We start from the raw sequence: 15,433 nt of genomic DNA, 5'->3' as shown, positions 1-15,433 counted from the left end.
CTTTATAAAGTTAAGGAAAATTTGCACAAAGATAACGTTTTTTCTTGAAAAACGCTTATTTTTAAGGTATCATAGAGGTGTAAAAAATTTAACTCAAAGGAGAGTAAAAAATGTCAATTATTACTGATGTTTACGCTCGCGAAGTCCTAGACTCACGCGGTAACCCAACACTTGAAGTAGAAGTTTATACTGAATCAGGTGCTTTCGGACGTGGTATGGTTCCATCAGGAGCTTCTACTGGTGAACACGAAGCAGTTGAACTTCGCGACGGTGACAAATCTCGTTACGGTGGTCTTGGTACACAAAAAGCTGTTGACAACGTAAACAACATCATTGCTGAAGCAATCATCGGCTACGATGTACGTGACCAACAAGCTATCGACCGTGCTATGATCGCACTTGACGGTACTCCTAACAAAGGTAAATTGGGTGCAAACGCAATTCTTGGTGTGTCTATCGCTGTAGCTCGTGCTGCTGCTGACTACCTTGAAATCCCACTTTACAGCTACCTTGGTGGATTCAACACTAAAGTTCTTCCAACTCCAATGATGAACATCATCAACGGTGGTTCTCACTCTGACGCTCCAATCGCTTTCCAAGAATTCATGATCGTACCTGCTGGTGCACCATCATTCAAAGAAGCTCTTCGTTGGGGTGCTGAAATCTTCCACGCTCTTAAGAAAATCCTTAAATCTCGTGGTCTTGAAACAGCCGTAGGTGACGAAGGTGGATTCGCTCCTCGTTTCGAAGGAACTGAAGACGGTGTTGAAACTATCCTTGCTGCGATCGAAGCTGCTGGATATGTTCCTGGTAAAGACGTATTTATCGGATTTGACTGTGCTTCATCAGAATTCTACGATAAAGAACGTAAAGTTTACGACTACACTAAATTCGAAGGTGAAGGCGCTGCTGTACGTACTGCTGCAGAACAAATCGACTACCTTGAAGAATTGGTAAACAAATACCCAATCATCACTATCGAAGATGGTATGGACGAAAACGACTGGGACGGTTGGAAAGCTCTTACTGAACGTCTTGGTGGTAAAGTTCAATTGGTTGGTGACGACTTCTTCGTAACAAACACTTCTTACCTTGAAAAAGGTATTGCAGAAGGTGCTGCTAACTCAATCCTTATTAAAGTTAACCAAATCGGTACACTTACTGAAACATTCGATGCTATCGAAATGGCGAAAGAAGCTGGTTACACTGCAGTTGTATCACACCGTTCAGGTGAAACTGAAGATTCAACAATTGCTGACATCGCAGTTGCAACAAACGCAGGACAAATCAAGACTGGTTCACTTTCACGTACAGACCGTATCGCTAAATACAACCAATTGCTTCGCATCGAAGACCAACTTGGTGAAGTAGCTGAATACCGTGGATTGAAATCATTCTACAACCTTAAAAAATAATCTAGTTCAGTGAACAAGGTTTGAAGCCCCTCGGATTTTTTCCGAAGGGCTTTTTTCTGTTCAAGGGGATAAGAAAGGGGCAGAGTTTATGGTATAATAGACAAAAACACTTGTATTAGGAAGAAATTATGTCTAAAGAGATTGATATTGAGTATTACCATCAGCTAGCCTTGCAAAAGCAGAAGGACCACCGCAAAGTGTTAGCTAATCTAAAGAAAAAACCTCCTAAAAACTTAGATAAGATTGCGCAGCAGATTCACCAAGAAGTCTTTGCTGAGATTGATTGCACTGCCTGTGCCAACTGTTGCAAGACTTTGGGGCCCGACTTTAAAGAAGCAGATATCACCCGTATCGCTAAGTACTTTAAGATGAAATTACCGGCTTTTGAAGCGGAATTCCTTCAGGTGGATGAAGATGGGGATAAAGTTTTCAAATCCATGCCTTGCCCCTTTCTAGGAGGAGACAATCTCTGCTGCATCTATGATGTTCGTCCCAAGGCCTGTCGTGAATTCCCCCATACAGATCGGAAAAAGATCCATCAAATTAATCATTTGACGATTAAGAATACCTTGACCTGCCCTGCAGCCTATCTCTTTGTTGAGAAATTAAAAGATAAGTTATAGAATTTACACCTTTAAATCTTGTACAAAGATTCTAGGGTGGAAGTATCCTGTATTTGTTAGAATATAGATAGAATTGAACACGGACTAAAAGCTATGCGAAAAAGAAAAAATTACCTAGAATCAGAAGAACCAGCGATAATTTTCCCATTTTCACTTTGCTTTTAATGACCTTTGTATCTTATGGAGGTAAGAAAAGAAGAATATGATGCATCAATTCAATCAAACCATGGATTATTTGGAGCAGCAACTGACTGGAGAAGTGGATATGAAAAGATTTCAGCAGCTATCGGGCTATTCTTACTCTCTCTTTAGCAGGCTATTTTCTATCCTGGCAGATATGACATTAGCAGAATACTTGCGCAATCGCAGGTTGTCAGAGGCTGTGATGGACTTGCGGGAAAGCACTGAGAAAGTCATTAACATAGCAATGAAATACGGCTATGAGTCTGCTGACGCCTTCAGCACAGCCTTCAAGAAATTCCATGGTGCAACTCCCTCAGAAGTTCGAAAAGGAAAACCTTATCGGATCTTTCCTAGACTTCAATTATCCTTAAAAATCACAGGAGGAAAGAACATGGATATCAAGATTCAAAAGAAACCTGCTTTTACCGTGGCAGGCGTCCTATTGGAAGCTATTGACAATAGCAAATGCCCGTCTGCTTGGGAGCATCTCTATGCCCATCACAGCTTTGAAAGCCTAGAGAGTCTAGGCAGTGGCCAATCTTTTGGCGTCTGCTCGGATGTCAAAGAAGGCGAAATCATCAACTATATGGCTGCTTATGATGTGACGGATAAAACTAAAGCAGAAGAACTAGGTCTGTCCATCAAAGATATCCCAGCCGCTGAATATGCTATCGTACCAGTCAAAGGCCCTATACCTGCTAGCATTCACAATGCTTGGAAATATGTCTTAGAGGTCTTTTTTCCAGAAACTGGCTATCGCCACTCAGGAGCCCCAGACTTTGAAGTTTATTTCAAAGGAGATATGTCGTCCTCAGACTACCAAATGGAACTCTGGATACCAGTCATCAGGGACTAGATCATTTTCTGATTTTTTATAAAGATGCAAATCAAACTCTGTAGAAGATAGCTTTTACAGAGTTTTTAATTGTTGACATTCATGTCTGTAAACAAACAAACCATATTTTTTGTTTGGATTTTATGGGGCATGCGAATAGTTTTCTCGGTATAATAGTCCCATAGAAGATAAGGAGGTAGGAATATGCAGATGTATTTTGGAGATGTGTCACTTTGCTATAGTTATTCATTGGCAATGGCACTGGATGGCTATGGCTATGACTTTAAAGCAGAGTTTTTAGAGGCAATTATGGTGATGGGAAATGGAGCTAGTATCGTAAAGGAAGATGAGGAGCACCCTCTAGTATTTTTTGATAATGGAATGCCAGATCTTTCCATCTCTCATTCCTTAAAAATACTTGGGTTTGACTATGAGGACTTCTATCTAAAAGATGGCGCGGAAGTAGATTTGGAAGAGGTTAAAAGAAAGTTGGAAACATTTCTGTCAAATGGACCTGTCGTTCTGGGACCTCTTGATATGGGCCATCTGACTTACAATCCCAATCACACAATCCTTTATGGTGTGGATCACTTCGTAACCGTGTATGGCATTGATCATCAGCACCTCTATTTGCATGATCCAGCTGGTTTTGCCTGTATGAAGGTTGCTTTTAATGACATACTAGAAGCATGGAAGGCAGAGGCTATTGACTATAAGCGCGGAGCCTACTCCATGTGGGGAAATTTTAAGAAGGTCAGGAGTCCTAGTCAGACTGAAATCTATCAGGAAACAGCAAGGATTATGAAGAACAGATATCTGAATGGCCAAAACGGTGTTTTGGAATGTTATGCAAAAGCAGTTGCTGAAAACGGCTTAAATACGGAGCAAAAACAATTGCATCAGTATTTCAGCTTTAAACTTGCTGCTGTTCGAAATCTCTATCTCAGTAAATTCTTAAAAGACCATGATCCAGAAGGGGCAAGATTAAAAGAAGAATTGGCTACTCTATTTGGTCAAGCCCATCTTTCATGTTTAAAAGAAGATTACCAAGAACTAGCCCACTTGCTCTATCAGATAGCAGAAGTGGATGGTCGCTTTAGAGATTTATATGTAAACTAGTGACTATAAGCATAAAAAAATAGTTAGTAAAAGCAGTTGTTCGTAAAATGAAGAACTGCTTTTTGATTATGGTATAATGAAGTAACAAAATAGCTTATTCTAGTTGAAAATGAAGGGAGAACTCCTATGCCTAGACCGAGAACGAAAGAGGAGCTAGTGTTAGCCTCTAAGGAAAACTATGAAAAACTTAATCTCTTAATTTCTCTGCTAAGTGAAGAGGAGCTACAGACTCCTTTTGATTTTTCAAAAGACCAAAAGAAAAAAGAAGCTCACTGGAATAGAGATAAAAATCTACGGGATGTCCTGATCCATCTCTATGAATGGCATCAGTTACTTTTAACCTGGGTACATTCCAATCAAAAGGGTCATGAAAGACCTTTTCTCCCTGAACCTTATAATTGGAAAACTTATGGGGAAATGAATGTCGCTTTTTGGAAGAAGCACCAGAGAACGTCCTTAGAAGAAGCGACCAAACTCCTCAATCAATCGCATAAAGAGGTTTTAGAGTTGATGGAAGGCTTCATCAATGACGAATTGTTCACAAAAGGTGTCTATAAGTGGACGGGAGGAACAAGTCTAGGTTCCTACTTTGTCAGTGCCATCTCCAGTCACTATGACTGGGCTCTGAAAAAACTCAAAGCTCATCAGAAGAATTGTAAGTCCTACTAGTTAAAGTGAGTATGAAGTTTAGAAAAAGGTTCTTCTAAGTTTCGAATAGCATATTTCTCGTGATTTTAGAGCCATTCTAGCTTTAGAATCCTTCTAAAATTAAAATTTAGGTTTGTCATAAACTTAGAATAGCACCAAAACATTTATATCAATGCAATTCTAAGTTTCGAATCACACGGATATTAAAGGGATTGAGCAGTTCGACGCTTAGAATGCCTTGATTCTGAGAAATGTTGACTAGAAAATGATTCGAATAGCTTTTTTTCTGATATAGGATGATAGATAGATGGGTGAGATGATGAGCATAAAAAAAGAGAAAGTTAGAAAAGAGTTGGTGTCCCTCTGTTTGGGAGAGCTTACAGCCATCCTATCCTTTTGGTTGTGTTTTTTCCTTTTGAAAAATCGTCTTGGTGATTGGATGAGTCTAATTACCATTCTCTATCCTTTATCTTTACTGACATTTATATTGCTTCAAGGCTCGACCTATTGGGCGATTTTGATTAGAAGACTGTCGAAACCTCAGTTCGGAAGTGGAACTGTTCCCAAACTATATGGTTGTTTCAGAATACTAGACCTTGTTTTACTTATTTCAGGCTTTCCTTTTATAGTCTGGAACACCCAGAGTGTTCGAGTGGCTATTATAGCCACACTAATACAGCTTTTTGCCCTTATCGAATGGATTAATTATTTCCTCCTACGCTTATCTTATAGTTTGAATCTACTTGTTTTATGGAAACGAATTGTTAAGGGAAAACTTGAAAAAAGCAGAATAGCCAAGGAGTTGGGGTAGGGGAGAATGAATGTATGTTTTAGAGACTATCAGTATAAAACTTTAGTTGACGTTAAATAATATTAAAAATGAATAGGAGAATATCTATGTCTGTAGGGTTAATGGTTGGTTATAATTGGTGGACTATAGGAGAAGGGAGTCTTTTTAATTCATTCTTTTCGACTATTTATGTTCGCTTAGAGAATAATCAGTGGGGAAGTAGATACCCAGTAATAATGAATAAGCTTTACTGGGGAGATGTTCCTTTTGAATCTGTTGAGAGTGGAATAGCTGAGTTGGTATCTATCCAAGAGGAGTTGAAAAAATTTCTCCCTCAGGATGTTATATGGGATTTTGAAGATTTGTCACTCACTCCTCCTTGGGGAAATAATATCGCAGAGCATATAACAAATTTATCGCATTATTTCATAACTAGTTCCGGAAAAGATTCATTCGAAGTTTTGCTGACTAGTTTTAGATTTGCACTTGAGCACGGTCAAAATGTGAGTGTAAAAAGTATTTGAAACTCAATAAATCAAAGGTTCATTTATGCTATAATATTCTTAATGAATTTTCAGAAAGGAAACTCAATGCCCTACAAATTTCTACTTTTCGATCTCGATCACACCTTGCTTAATTTTGATGCTGCTGAGGATGTGGCACTGACGCAACTTTTAAAAGAAGAAGGAGTTGCAGACATTCAAGCCTATAAAGACTATTATGTTCCTATGAACAAGGCTCTCTGGAAGGACTTGGAACAAAAGAAAATCAGTAAACAAGAGCTGGTTAACACGCGCTTTTCTCGTCTATTTGCGCATTTTGGACAGGAAAAAGACGGTAGGTTACTTGCTCAGCGTTACCAATTTTACTTAGCCCAACAGGGACAAACTCTTTCGGGTGCTCATGAACTCTTGGACAGCCTCATCGAACGTGATTATGACTTGTATGCTGCGACAAATGGCATTACTGCCATTCAGACAGGTCGTTTGGCTCAATCTGGCCTGGCTCCCTATTTCAACCAAGTCTTTATCTCCGAGCAGTTACAAACACAAAAGCCTGATGCATTATTCTATGAAAAAATCGGTCAACAGATTGCTGGATTTAGTAAAGAAAAGACGCTGATGATTGGAGATTCTCTAACAGCAGATATTCAAGGTGGCAATAATGCTGGCATAGATACCATCTGGTACAACCCACATCACCTCGAAAATCACACACAAGCCCAGCCGACTTTCGAAGTTCATTCTTACCAAGACTTGCTGGATTGTTTAGATGCTTTGTAGTGATTTTCCCAAGAGGTGTTGATATGGAAATTAAAGTCATTGAAGAGATTGATAACTTACTAAATCTCATCGAGCAGTATCAGTTAAAAGGTGTGGTTGCTCAAGTAAATTCGTTAAAAGAGTTAAAGTATGTCATAAGCAATCATATAGAGTTAAGTACTCGAGAGAAGATGAATATCCACTATTCCCTCTTTCTCCCTAGGGTTGGTTTATCTGAACTCTACTATATGGACGCTAATCTTGAACGGATGATGTCTGTAAATAATCAACTTTCCTATGCTATTGATACAATCGAAAAGTTTTTAATGGCTGATTGATGCTGTGAATAGTAATGTCAAATAATAGGGTCAATAACAGTATATATAAGAACTGTAAAAAGTGGTTTAGATAGCCACTTTTTGCTATAATAGAGGCAGTAAAAATAAAGGAATGGTAAACGATGTCAAGACCAGAACTTTCTCTTTATGAACCATTGTATACACTAAAGAAAGTTGATCAGAATATCTGGATAGTAGATGGTGATTTGATTCAAATGGACATGAAGATCTTCAACCTTCCTTTTCAGACACGTATGACGGTGATTAAGTTAAACGATGGAAAACTCTGGATTCATTCTCCGATTGCGCCAAATGAGGAGCTCTTTACGGAACTGGATGCTTTGGGCAGAGTCGCTTACCTGATTTCACCCAATAAGATTCACTACGCCTATATTGCAGATTGGAAAAAAAGATATCCTTATGCACAAGCATGGTCTAGTCCAGGAGTTGAAGAGAGAGCAAAAAGTCAGAATGTCATGGTGGAATTTGATGCTCCTTTAACAGATAAGGCACCTGACTTATGGTCTGATGAGATTGATCAACTTATTTTTAAGGGAAGTTCTGTCATCGAAGAGGTCGTGTTTTTTCATAAATCAACTAAAACACTTATAGTAACAGACCTTATAGAGAATTTTGAACCAGAAAAGATAGCTAGTCCAATCCGCAGAAAATTCTATCGTTTAGCTCGTGTTACAGCCCCTGATTGTCAAACTCCTATTGACTATCGGATGACTTTTTTAGGAAGACAAAGGGAAGCAAAGGTTTCCTTTTCCCGTATGTTAAACTGGAAACCGGATAAAATCATACTTGCACATGGTTTATGCTTTTTTAAAAATGGTACGGATGAATTAAGACGTGCTTTTAGATGGATACGATAAAGGAGAGAAAGATGCAACACTCATCATGGCATGCTTTGATTAAGGAGCAATTACCTGAAGGTTATTTTGGGAAAATCAATCAATTTATGGAACAGGTCTATGCTCAGGGAACTGTCTATCCACCTAAGGAAAAAGTTTTTCAGGCTCTCTTGACTACACCGCTTGAAGAAGTGAAGGTGGTGATTCTAGGGCAAGACCCCTATCACGGGCCAGGTCAGGCGCAGGGCTTGAGTTTTTCTGTACCCGATGCTATTCCAGCGCCACCGTCCTTGCAAAATATTTTAAAAGAATTGTCAGATGATATCGGCGTTAAGAAATCACATGATTTGACGTCTTGGGCTGAGCAGGGAGTCTTACTTCTCAATACTTGCTTGACTGTTCCTGCTGGGCAGGCCAATGGTCATGCTGGGCAGATATGGGAGCCTTTTACTGATGCCGTGATTCGGGTTGTCAATAATCTAGACAGACCGATAGTCTTTGTGCTCTGGGGCGCTTATGCACGTAAGAAGAAGGTCTTGGTTACCAATCCTCACCACTTAATTATCGAATCAGCCCATCCTAGTCCGTTATCGGTTTATAGAGGATTTTGGGGTTCCAAGCCTTTTTCCAAGGCCAATGCATTCTTAAAAGAGACAGGACAAGAGCCAATCGATTGGCTTAGATAAGGAGAGAATATGCCTCAGTTAGCGACGATTTGCTACATTGATAACGGAAAAGAACTGCTCATGCTCCATCGCAATAAGAAGCCCAACGATGTCCATGAAGGCAAATGGATTGGTGTGGGTGGAAAGCTAGAGCGAGGTGAGACTCCACAGGAATGTGCAGCGCGTGAAATCCTCGAAGAGACAGGCCTCAAAGCCAAGCCAGTACTTAAAGGTGTTATCACTTTTCCAGAATTCACACCAGATTTAGACTGGTACACCTATGTTTTTAAGGTGACAGAGTTTGAGGGTGACTTGATTGACTGCAATGAGGGGAGGCTGGAATGGGTTCCCTATGACGAGGTTTTGAGCAAGCCAACTTGGGAAGGTGACCACACCTTTGTTGAGTGGCTTTTAGAGGACAGACCCTTCTTTTCAGCCAAGTTTGTTTATGATGGGGATAAATTATTGGATACCCAAGTTGATTTCTATGAATAAAGGAGAAAGCAGATGCTACTAATCAAAAATGGTCGTGTAATGGATCCTAAGTCTGGTTTGGATCAAGTGTGTGATGTTTTGGTCCAAGATGGGAAAATTGTCAAAATTGCCCCTGAAATCAAGGAAGAAGGAGCAGAGCTAATTGATGCTACTGGGCTTGTAGTTGCGCCTGGACTAGTTGATATTCATGTTCATTTCCGTGAACCCGGCCAGACTCATAAGGAAGACATCCATACTGGGGCACTAGCGGCTGCTGCAGGTGGTTTTACAACGGTTGTCATGATGGCTAATACTAGTCCAACCATTTCGGACGTAGAAACTTTGCAAGAAGTTCTCCAGTCAGCTGCCAAGGAAAAAATCAATGTCAAGACAGTTGCGACTATTACCAAGAACTTTAATGGCCAAGATTTGACAGACTTTAAGGCACTCTTAGAAGCAGGTGCGGTTGGTTTTTCTGATGACGGTATTCCACTTGAAAGTAGTAAAGTGGTCAAGGAAGCCATGGAAGAAGCCAAAAAACTCAATACCTTTATCAGCCTTCATGAGGAAGATCCAGGTTTGAATGGGATTCTTGGATTTAACGAAAACATTGCTAAAGAACATTTCCATATCTGTGGAGCGACTGGGGTGGCTGAGTACGCTATGATTGCGCGTGATGTTATGATTGCCTATGCAAGCAAGGCCCATGTTCACATTCAGCATTTGTCTAAGGAAGAAAGTGTCAAGGTAGTGGAATTTGCTCAAGGTTTGGGAGCACAAGTCACAGCAGAAGTAGCGCCACAGCATTTCTCTAAGACAGAAGCTCTTCTTTTAACTCAAGGTAGCAATGCCAAAATGAATCCTCCACTTCGTTTGGAGTCAGACCGTCGTGCCGTTATCGAAGGTCTCAAGTCAGGTGTTATCACAGTTATCGCGACAGACCACGCTCCTCACCATGCAGATGAGAAAAATGTAGAAGATATCACCAAAGCACCATCTGGTATGACAGGTTTGGAGACCTCTCTTTCTCTTGGTTTGACTTATTTGGTGGAAGCTGGTGAGCTAAGCTTGATGGAATTGCTTGAAAAAATGACTGTTAATCCAGCCAAACTTTACAACTTTGAAGCTGGTTACTTAGCTGAAAATGGTCCAGCGGACATCACTATCTTTGATGCCAAGGCTGATCGCCTTGTGGACTCACACTTTGCTTCAAAAGCAGCTAATTCACCATTTATCGGTGAAACTTTAAAAGGGCAGGTTAAATATACCATCTGTAAGGGACAAATCGTCTACCAAAACTAGATGGGACTCTGCTCTATAAACTATAAGAATAGAGAGCATATATGTATCCAACCCATCAATTTAAAGACAAGTTTGTCTTATTTCTGAAGATATTTTTCCCTATCCTGATCTATCAATTTGCCAATTATTCTGCCTCTTTTGTTGATACAACTATGACTGGGCAGTACAATACCATGGACTTGGCGGGGGTGTCAACCGCAACGAGTCTATGGAATCCTTTCTTTACTTTTTTAACAGGGATTGTTTCGGCCATGGTTCCCATCATAGGCCATCATCTGGGACGGGGCAAAAAGGAAGAAGTAGCATCTGATTTTTACCAATTCATCTATTTAGCTTTCGGACTGTCTTTGCTCTTGCTTGGCATGGTAGTATTCTTAGCGCCACCTGTCTTAAACCATATTGGTCTAGAAACTCAAGTGGCGGCAGTTGCAGTTTCTTATCTTTGGTACCTTTCTATCGGGATTATTCCCTTGTTGCTTTTTAGTGTCATTCGGTCATTGTTAGATTCTCTTGGTTTGACCAAACTATCTATGTATCTCATGCTCCTATTACTTCCGCTCAATAGTGGTTTTAACTATCTCTTGATATATGGAGCTTTCGGTTTCCCTGAGCTTGGTGGCGCAGGAGCAGGGCTAGGAACTTCGCTAGCCTATTGGGTTTTATTGGGCATTTCCCTGCTTGTTTTGTTCAAACAAGAAAGGTTAAAAGCGTTACATCTTGAAAAACGCATTCCACTAAATATAGATAAAATCAAGGAAGGTGTTCGATTAGGTCTACCAATCGGGGGAACCGTATTTGCTGAAGTAGCCATTTTCTCCGTGGTTGGACTAATCATGGCTAAGTTTTCATCGCTCATCATTGCCAGTCACCAGTCAGCTATGAATTTTTCCAGCCTCATGTATGCTTTTCCTATGAGTATTTCCTCTGCTATGGCGATTGTTGTGTCTTACGAGGTGGGGGCCAAACGTTTTGAGGATGCAAAAATCTATGCTCGTTTGGGGAGAGTAACCGCCCTTATTTTTGCAGGTCTTACCCTGTCTTTTCTCTACATTTTTAGAGATCGTGTTGCAAATCTATATGGAAATGACCCTCAGTTCATTGAAACAACTGCTGTATTTCTAACCTACAGTCTCTTTTTCCAGCTAGCTGATACCTTTGCGGCTCCGCTCCAAGGAATTTTAAGAGGGTATAAGGACACTATCGTTCCTTTCTATCTTGGCTTAATCGGATATTGGGGAGTAGCGATACCACTAGGATATCTACTAGATCAAGTAACTGACTTAGGGGCATTTGCTTACTGGATTGGGTTGATTGCCAGCTTGATTGTTTCTGGTTGTTTGTATCAATGGCGTTTGAAAACCGTAATGAAAAGATTGAGCTAATTTTAAGAAATTATCCTGAAAAAGCACTTTGTGAAATAATGCTCTAACTAGAGAGAATCCCTGTTTTAACAGGGATTTATTTTTTTATATTGTGAAATTTTAATAGCCATATACTTTGACAGTGTATACTAAAAAAGGTAAAATAGTAAGGTAAGTACAAAGTTAGAAAGGCAAGATTATGTCAACTTTAGATAAAAATCTTTTGCTAGAGATGTTCCGTAAGATGGAAGAAATCCGTCGCATGGACTTAAAAATCGCTCAGTTAGTGAAAAAGGGAAAAGTTCCCGGTATGACTCACTTTTCTGTCGGAGAGGAAGCTGCTAACGTCGGAGCGATGCTGGCTCTTAATCCAGATGATCTGATTACCTCAAATCACCGTGGACACGGGCAAGCTATTGCTAAGGGGATTGACCTCAACGGAATGATGGCTGAAATCCTCGGGAAATACACTGGAACCTGTAAAGGAAAAGGTGGTTCTATGCACATCGCTGACCTGGATGCTGGGAACCTCGGTGCCAATGGTATCGTTGGTGGTGGTATGGGAATCGCTGTCGGTGCAGCCCTCAGTCAACAAATGCAACATACTGGTAAAATCGTTGTCTGCTTCTTTGGAGATGGCGCGACCAACGAAGGTGTTTTCCACGAAGCAGTGAACATGGCTTCTATTTGGAAACTTCCTGTTATTTTCTACTGCATTAACAACGGTTATGGGATCTCTGCGGATATCAAGAAAATGACCAATGTGGAGCATATCCATCAACGTAGTGCTGCTTATGGAATCCCTGGAATGTTTATCGAAGATGGAAACAATGTCATCGATGTCTATGAAGGATTTAAGAAAGCCGTAGACCATGTTCGTGGTGGCAATGGACCAGTTTTGATCGAAAGTGTAACCTATCGCTGGCTTGGTCACTCATCATCTGACCCTGGTAAATATCGTACCCGTGAAGAAGTGGAATTATGGAAACAAAAAGACCCAATCGAGAATCTTCGCAAATACCTCATTGAAAACAATATTGCAAGTGCAGAAGAATTGGAAGAAATTCAAGCACAAGTCAAGGAAGCAGTAGAAGATTCTGTTAAATTTGCAGAGGAAAGCCCATTCCCACCGCTTGAATCCGCATTTGAAGATATTTACGCAGACTAAGGAGAAAGAGATAAAAATGGAAACAAAAACAATGTCGTTCCGTGACACCATTATCCTTGCTATGTCTGAGGAAATGCGTCGCGATGAAAATGTGTTCCTGATGGGAGAAGACGTCGGTGTTTTCGGAGGAGACTTCGGAACTTCTGTTGGAATGCTCGAAGAATTTGGTCCAGAACGTATCCGTGACTGTCCGATTTCTGAAGCTGCCATCTCGGGAGCAGCAGCAGGAGCAGCCATGACAGGACTTCGTCCAATTGTCGATATGACCTTCATGGACTTCTCGGTTATTGCCATGGACAATATCGTCAACCAAGCTGCTAAAACACGTTATATGTTTGGTGGTAAAGGTCAGGTTCCAATGACTGTACGTTGTGCAGCTGGTAACGGAGTTGGTTCTGCCGCTCAGCACTCGCAATCTCTAGAGTCTTGGTTTACACACATCCCTGGTCTCAAGGTTGTAGCTCCAGGTACACCTGCGGATATGAAAGGACTGCTCAAGTCTTCTATCCGTGATAACAACCCTGTTATCATCCTTGAATACAAGTCAGAATTTAACCAAAAAGGGGAAGTGCCAGTTGATCCAGACTACACAATCCCACTTGGAGTTGGTGAAATCAAACGTGAAGGTACAGATGTAACAGTCGTTACTTATGGAAAAATGCTTCGCCGTGTGGTTCAAGCTGCTGAAGAATTAGCAGAAGAAGGAATTTCTGTTGAAATTGTGGACCCTCGTACATTAGTGCCACTTGATAAAGAAATTATCATCAACTCTGTTAAAAAGACTGGTAAGGTCGTTCTGGTTAACGACGCCCACAAAACAAGTGGCTATATCGGAGAGATTTCAGCTATTATTTCAGAATCAGAAGCATTTGATTATCTAGACGCACCAATCCGCCGCTGTGCAGGAGAAGATGTGCCAATGCCTTATGCACAAAACCTAGAAAATGCAATGATACCAACAGTTGAAAGCATCAAAGACGCCATCCGTAAGACATATAACAAAGAATAGAATTACATAAATTAAATTATGTAAAATTTTAGAGATTTTTAACTTTAGTAACTTGAAATATGTTTTGTATCCAAGTTGTATGTAAAGTTGCGACAGTTTTTTGACGAATCGATAATATTCGACAAAAAACTTAGTAAGTCTACTAGGTTGGTCGCCTGATAGCGACAACCGTAGTAACTTGAGACACGTTTCGTGTCCAAGTTACTTGTAGAGTTGAACACGGGCTAAAAGCTCGGAAAAAAGATAAATCTCCTTGACTTCATCGAAGTCTGCGTCGATTTCCTATTTTTCAGTCGCTTTTTACGCCCTTTGTATCATAATTAGAATTGGAGAGGTCATGGCTGATGACAAGCTAAGAGCGACTCCTGCGGCTAGAAAGTTAGCGGATGATCTAGGGATCAACCTCTACGACGTTTCTGGCTCAGGTGCAAACGGTCGTGTCCACAAAGAAGACGTGGAAACTTATAAAGACACAAATGTGGTTCGCATTTCGCCACTTGCAAAACGAATTGCCCTCGAACATAACATTGCTTGGCAGGAAATCCAAGGAACAGGTCATCGTGGTAAAATCATGAAGAAGGATGTTTTGGCCTTACTTCCTGAAAATATCGAAAACGACACTATCAAGTCTCCTGCTCAAATTGAAAAAGTAGAAGAAGTTCCAGACAATATCACTCCTTATGGTGAGATTGAGCGTATTCCAATGACACCAATGCGTAAGGTTATCGCACAACGAATGGTTGAATCCTACCTAACTGCGCCAACCTTCACACTCAACTACGATGTCGATATGTCTGAGATGCTGGCTCTTCGTAAGAAGGTTCTTGAGCCAATTATGGAAGCAACTGGTAAGAAGACTACTGTAACAGACCTTCTTTCACTCGCTGTTGTAAAAACATTGATGAAACACCCATACATCAACGCTTCATTGACAGAAGACGGCAAGACCATTATCACTCATAACTATGTCAACCTTGCGATGGCGGTTGGGATGGATAACGGCTTGATGACACCTGTTGTTTACAATGCTGAAAAAATGAGCTTGTCAGAGTTGGTTGTAGCCTTTAAGGATGTGATTGGTCGTACCTTGGATGGTAAATTGGCTCCAAGCGAACTCCAAAATTCAACCTTCACAATCAGTAACTTGGGAATGTTTGGCGTTCAATCCTTTGGTCCGATTATTAACCAACCAAACTCTGCTATCTTGGGTGTGAGCTCAACAGTAGAGAAACCTGTCGTTGTTAATGGCGAAGTTGATATTCGTCCTATCATGAGCCTTGGTTTAACTATTGACCACCGTGTTGTAGATGGTATGGCTGGTGCTAAGTTTATGAAAGACTTGAAAGCCTTAATTGAGAACCCAATCTCAATGTTGGTTTAAGTC

The 15,433-nt window shown here is 40.6% G+C and carries 18 protein-coding genes; all 18 read left to right on the top strand.

The window, feature by feature from the left end; translation table 11 throughout:
* Positions 1 to 110: 110 nt before the first annotated feature.
* The 18 genes from eno (at position 111) to AXF18_RS08145 (ending at position 15,430) form a co-directional block, all read left to right on the top strand.
* The gene (gene eno / locus AXF18_RS08225; protein ID WP_000022821.1) at positions 111 to 1,415 is read left to right on the top strand and encodes a surface-displayed alpha-enolase; all 1,305 of its coding nucleotides are present in this window, start codon (positions 111 to 113) and stop codon (positions 1,413 to 1,415) included.
* Between the two features lie 128 nt (positions 1,416 to 1,543).
* Positions 1,544 to 2,038 carry a YkgJ family cysteine cluster protein gene (locus tag AXF18_RS08220; RefSeq protein WP_000031464.1) on the top strand — a complete coding sequence of 165 codons (495 nt, stop codon included), beginning with the start codon at positions 1,544 to 1,546 and terminating at the stop codon, positions 2,036 to 2,038.
* Between the two features lie 180 nt (positions 2,039 to 2,218).
* A complete protein-coding gene (locus AXF18_RS10245; RefSeq protein ID WP_265335743.1) occupies positions 2,219 to 2,350 on the top strand; it encodes a hypothetical protein in 132 nt (43 codons plus the stop codon).
* Positions 2,304 to 3,077 (top strand): GyrI-like domain-containing protein, encoded by a 774-nt coding sequence (locus AXF18_RS08215; protein ID WP_227945817.1) that lies wholly within the window; start codon positions 2,304 to 2,306, stop codon positions 3,075 to 3,077. Before AXF18_RS10245 ends, AXF18_RS08215 begins: the two co-directional genes overlap by 47 nt.
* A gap of 183 nt (positions 3,078 to 3,260) precedes the next feature.
* A complete protein-coding gene (locus tag AXF18_RS08210; protein ID WP_001178523.1) occupies positions 3,261 to 4,175 on the top strand; it encodes a hypothetical protein in 915 nt (304 codons plus the stop codon).
* 126 nt (positions 4,176 to 4,301) lie between these two features.
* Positions 4,302 to 4,844, top strand: coding sequence for a ClbS/DfsB family four-helix bundle protein (locus AXF18_RS08205; protein WP_002880645.1), 543 nt, complete (start codon positions 4,302 to 4,304; stop codon positions 4,842 to 4,844).
* Positions 4,845 to 5,130: 286 nt separating this feature from the next.
* A complete protein-coding gene (locus tag AXF18_RS08200) occupies positions 5,131 to 5,634 on the top strand; it encodes a hypothetical protein (RefSeq protein ID WP_000504321.1) in 504 nt (167 codons plus the stop codon).
* An 86-nt stretch (positions 5,635 to 5,720) separates the two neighbouring features.
* Positions 5,721 to 6,137, top strand: coding sequence for an Imm70 family immunity protein (locus tag AXF18_RS08195; protein ID WP_000110629.1), 417 nt, complete (start codon positions 5,721 to 5,723; stop codon positions 6,135 to 6,137).
* A 66-nt stretch (positions 6,138 to 6,203) separates the two neighbouring features.
* Positions 6,204 to 6,896 carry a YjjG family noncanonical pyrimidine nucleotidase gene (locus AXF18_RS08190; protein ID WP_065371797.1) on the top strand — a complete coding sequence of 231 codons (693 nt, stop codon included), beginning with the start codon at positions 6,204 to 6,206 and terminating at the stop codon, positions 6,894 to 6,896.
* Positions 6,897 to 6,919: 23 nt separating this feature from the next.
* Positions 6,920 to 7,213, top strand: a complete 294-nt coding sequence (locus tag AXF18_RS08185; RefSeq protein ID WP_065371796.1) for a hypothetical protein — start codon at positions 6,920 to 6,922, stop codon at positions 7,211 to 7,213.
* 122 nt (positions 7,214 to 7,335) lie between these two features.
* Positions 7,336 to 8,091 carry a DUF4336 domain-containing protein gene (locus AXF18_RS08180; RefSeq protein WP_065371795.1) on the top strand — a complete coding sequence of 252 codons (756 nt, stop codon included), beginning with the start codon at positions 7,336 to 7,338 and terminating at the stop codon, positions 8,089 to 8,091.
* An 11-nt stretch (positions 8,092 to 8,102) separates the two neighbouring features.
* On the top strand, positions 8,103 to 8,756 hold the full coding sequence (locus AXF18_RS08175) for a uracil-DNA glycosylase (RefSeq protein WP_065371794.1): 654 nt from the start codon (positions 8,103 to 8,105) through the stop codon (positions 8,754 to 8,756).
* Positions 8,757 to 8,765: 9 nt separating this feature from the next.
* Positions 8,766 to 9,230 (top strand): 8-oxo-dGTP diphosphatase, encoded by a 465-nt coding sequence (locus AXF18_RS08170; RefSeq protein WP_065371793.1) that lies wholly within the window; start codon positions 8,766 to 8,768, stop codon positions 9,228 to 9,230.
* Positions 9,231 to 9,242: 12 nt separating this feature from the next.
* On the top strand, positions 9,243 to 10,511 hold the full coding sequence (locus AXF18_RS08165; protein ID WP_065371792.1) for a dihydroorotase: 1,269 nt from the start codon (positions 9,243 to 9,245) through the stop codon (positions 10,509 to 10,511).
* 41 nt (positions 10,512 to 10,552) lie between these two features.
* Positions 10,553 to 11,893, top strand: coding sequence for an MATE family efflux transporter (locus AXF18_RS08160; RefSeq protein ID WP_065371791.1), 1,341 nt, complete (start codon positions 10,553 to 10,555; stop codon positions 11,891 to 11,893).
* A 178-nt stretch (positions 11,894 to 12,071) separates the two neighbouring features.
* Complete coding sequence (locus tag AXF18_RS08155) at positions 12,072 to 13,040, top strand: thiamine pyrophosphate-dependent dehydrogenase E1 component subunit alpha (protein WP_061420978.1); 969 nt, start codon at positions 12,072 to 12,074, stop codon at positions 13,038 to 13,040.
* Between the two features lie 16 nt (positions 13,041 to 13,056).
* A complete protein-coding gene (locus tag AXF18_RS08150; protein WP_061420979.1) occupies positions 13,057 to 14,049 on the top strand; it encodes an alpha-ketoacid dehydrogenase subunit beta in 993 nt (330 codons plus the stop codon).
* A 337-nt stretch (positions 14,050 to 14,386) separates the two neighbouring features.
* The gene (locus AXF18_RS08145) at positions 14,387 to 15,430 is read left to right on the top strand and encodes a dihydrolipoamide acetyltransferase (protein WP_000752712.1); all 1,044 of its coding nucleotides are present in this window, start codon (positions 14,387 to 14,389) and stop codon (positions 15,428 to 15,430) included.
* Positions 15,431 to 15,433 lie beyond the last annotated feature (3 nt).

It is taken from the genome of Streptococcus sp. oral taxon 064, assembly GCF_001683375.1.
Lineage (GTDB): Bacteria > Bacillota > Bacilli > Lactobacillales > Streptococcaceae > Streptococcus > Streptococcus oralis_S.
This window is presented reverse-complemented; position numbering and strand designations above follow the sequence as displayed.